Source organism: Methylibium sp. T29-B, assembly GCF_000576225.1.
Taxonomy (GTDB): domain Bacteria; phylum Pseudomonadota; class Gammaproteobacteria; order Burkholderiales; family Burkholderiaceae_C; genus Methylibium; species Methylibium petroleiphilum.
The window spans coordinates 1-2,866 of sequence record NZ_AZSN01000277.1 but is presented as its reverse complement, the minus strand read 5'-3'; the positions used below and the strand labels follow the sequence as shown (position 1 = coordinate 2,866).

Below are 2,866 nucleotides of genomic sequence, written 5' to 3'. Positions count from 1 at the left end.
GGTCTTCACGTCCACGCGCACCAGGCCCACCGCAAAGAACGCCGTGATCAGCCCCATCACCACCAGGATCGCCCACCGGTTCCCCAGTGCAAATCGCGCCAGCTTGCGTCGCAGGTCAATCTTTTCCATCAGGCACCTGGGCGTCCGTTCATCCATTCGTTGAGTAACCGCATGCCGTCGCTCCCGGGGCGGCCAGCGCGCGCAGCGACCGCTGCATCGCGCAGCGGCACCGACCCCGGAATCGCAAATCACGGGCCATGGCGTTTGCCGGCCTGGCGCCAGGGTTCACCCTGAACCGGCGACCCTGTCGCGGGCCTCGGCGGGCCGTCCGGGCGTTCGGGCGCGCCCCACTTTCGGACAGCGTGTCCGAGACTCCGGACAGGCCCGATCGCCGCGCGCCGCGCGGCGCCGGCTGTCCGATTCCTGGGACACCGGACAGGGTTTGATCTGCTTGAGAAGAAGCCGGCCAACCGGTGTAATCGGCAGACCTTTCCTCACTCACCACCGCACGGGATTCACGCGATGAGCGCAGGTCTGTCATGAAGCCGAACGCCAGCCCCTACCTCGGCTTCGACAAGGACGCCCGCGGGGTCAAGAGCCTGTGGGAGCGCTTCAACGCCGGGCTGATCGACACCGAGGAGCGCCGCGACACCTACCAGCAGCTCCTGCTGCACGAATGGCAGCGCTGCAAGGCGCTGGGCGTCGACGTCGCCATGACCATGGGCCGCCGCCTGAGCGACAGCGAATTCCGCCTGCGCATGCAGGCGGAACAGCTGCTGCTCGAAACCGCGGTGCCGATCGTGAGGGACGTCGACCGCTTCCTCGCCGACGTGCCGGGGATCATGATCCTGATCGACCGCTCCGGCTGCGCGCTGCACATCAGCGGCGACCCGCGCGTCGGCGAGTTCGCAGCCAGCCGCACCGGCATCGTCGTGGGCTCGCAATGGGACGAGGCCACGGCAGGCACCAACGGCATCGGCACGGCACTCGCGAAGCGGCAGCCGGTGCACGTGTTCGCCTCCGAGCACTTCTGCGAGGGATGGCAGTCGTGGTCGTGCTGCGCCGCGCCCATCTTCGACGCCGACGGCCACACCGTGCTCGGCGTCATCGACTACACGACCATGGCGTCGGATTTCCGCGAACAGGCGCTCGCCCTCACCGTCTCGGTCGCGAACTCCATCCAGGCGCGCATGACCATGCACCGCGAGCTCGAGCGCAGCCGCCTGGTCACCGCCTTCAGCGAGGCGGCTCGCCGTTACCCCTTCGACGACATGCTGGCGCTGGACCATGCCGGGCGCCTGGCCATCCACACGCCCAGCGACCGCTGCCGGCGCATCGCCGAGAACTGGGCCTCGGGCGGCTTCGAGGGCACCCCCGCCGTGCGCGAAACCTTCGAGGTGACCGCACCCAACTCCGAATCGCGCATCGGCACCCTCATCCTGCTGGCCAAGCCCGCCAGCTACGACCGCGTGTTCCTGCCGTCGAACACGCCGTCCTCGTTGCGCGACGCGGTGGAGCCGGTCAAGCGCTTCGGCCACTTCCTCACCCGCGACCCGGACACCCGGCGCATGCTGGGCGAGCTGGAGCGCGTGGCGGCGGCCGACGTGAACGTGCTGATCATCGGCGAGACCGGCACCGGCAAGGAGCTGCTTGCGCGGCAGCTGCACGCCAGCAGCCCGCGCCGCGCCGAGCCCTACATCGCGGTGAACTGCGGCGCGATCAGCGAAGACCTGATGGAGAGCACCTTCTTCGGCTACGTGAGGGGCGCGTTCTCCGGCGCCGACCCGCGCGGCCGGGCCGGCTACTTCGAGTCCGCCAAGGGCGGCACGCTGTTCCTCGACGAAGTGGGCGAGCTGCCGCTGGCCATGCAGGCCGCGATGCTGCGCGTGCTCGAGGACGGCAGCTACCAGCGCGTGGGCTCCTGCGAGACCCAGCAGGCGCGCTGCCGCATCATCGCCGCGACGCACCGCAACCTGGAGCAGCTGGTCGCGCAGGGCCGGTTCCGCCAGGACCTGTACTTCCGACTGAAGATCGTCCAGAAGTCCATCAAGCCGCTGCGCGAGCGGCCCTGCGACCTGACGCTGCTGATCGACCAGTTCGGCGACGCCATGCGCCAGAAGCACGGCCTGCCCACGGTGCAGCTCCCGCCGGACACCCGCGCCGCGCTCGAACGCTACCGCTGGCCGGGCAATGCGCGCGAGGTGCGCAACGTGATCGAGGCCGCCGTGCTGTGCGCCGATGGCGCGATCGGCCTCGAATGCCCGCCGCCCGAAGTGACCCGCCCGCCCGAGACCAGCACCGAACCGGTGGTGGCCGGCACGGCCGGCGAAGGTCTGGCCGCCGTGCGCGACTACGAGCGCCAGCTGATCCTGGGCCTGCTGCGCAAGTACCGCAAGGTCAACCACGTGGCCAACGCGCTGGGCATTGCGCGCTCCACGCTGTACCGCAAGTTCGCGGAACTCGCCATCGACCAGAGCGAGTTCACCCAGGCGGGCCACGACGAGCGGCCGATCGCGCGCGACGGCATCCACTGAACGGTGGCCGCCGCGCGGCCACCACCCCCCTGCCTCACCGCCCGAGCAACTCCCGGATGGCCTGCAAGGCCGTGGGGTCCTCGATGGTGGTCAGGTCGCCCGGGTCGCGGCCCTCGGCCACCGCCTGCAGCGCACGGCGCAGCAGCTTGCCCGAGCGGGTCTTGGGCAGCAGCGTCACGAAGTGCACCCGCGCCGGCCTCGCCACCGCCCCGAGCTGCTGGTCCACCGTCTTCATGATGTCGCCTTCGAGCTTCAGCCGCGCCTGCGGCTCCTCCAGCCCCCGCGCGTCCTTGGGCACCACGAAGGCCACCGCCACCTGGCCCTTGAGCGGG

2 protein-coding genes are annotated in these 2,866 nt (G+C 70.4%); one reads left to right on the top strand and one right to left on the bottom strand.

What is annotated here, in order from left to right; translation table 11 throughout:
* Window positions 1–539 precede the first annotated feature (539 nt).
* The gene (locus tag Y694_RS20990) at window positions 540–2,534 is read left to right on the top strand and encodes a sigma-54-dependent Fis family transcriptional regulator (RefSeq protein WP_036236264.1); all 1,995 of its coding nucleotides are present in this window, start codon (window positions 540–542) and stop codon (window positions 2,532–2,534) included.
* A 34-nt stretch (window positions 2,535–2,568) separates the two neighbouring features.
* Here the strand turns inward: Y694_RS20990 and Y694_RS20985 are convergent.
* Window positions 2,569–2,866, bottom strand: a 298-nt coding sequence (locus Y694_RS20985; RefSeq protein ID WP_036236261.1) for an AMP-binding enzyme, incomplete at its 5' end; no start/stop codon positions are given.

What these genes read in the sequence shown, in the direction of transcription:
- Y694_RS20990 (WP_036236264.1), top strand. Translation starts at nt 540, where the DNA reads ATGAAGCCGAACGCCAGCCCCTACCTCGGCTTCGACAAGGACGCCCGC.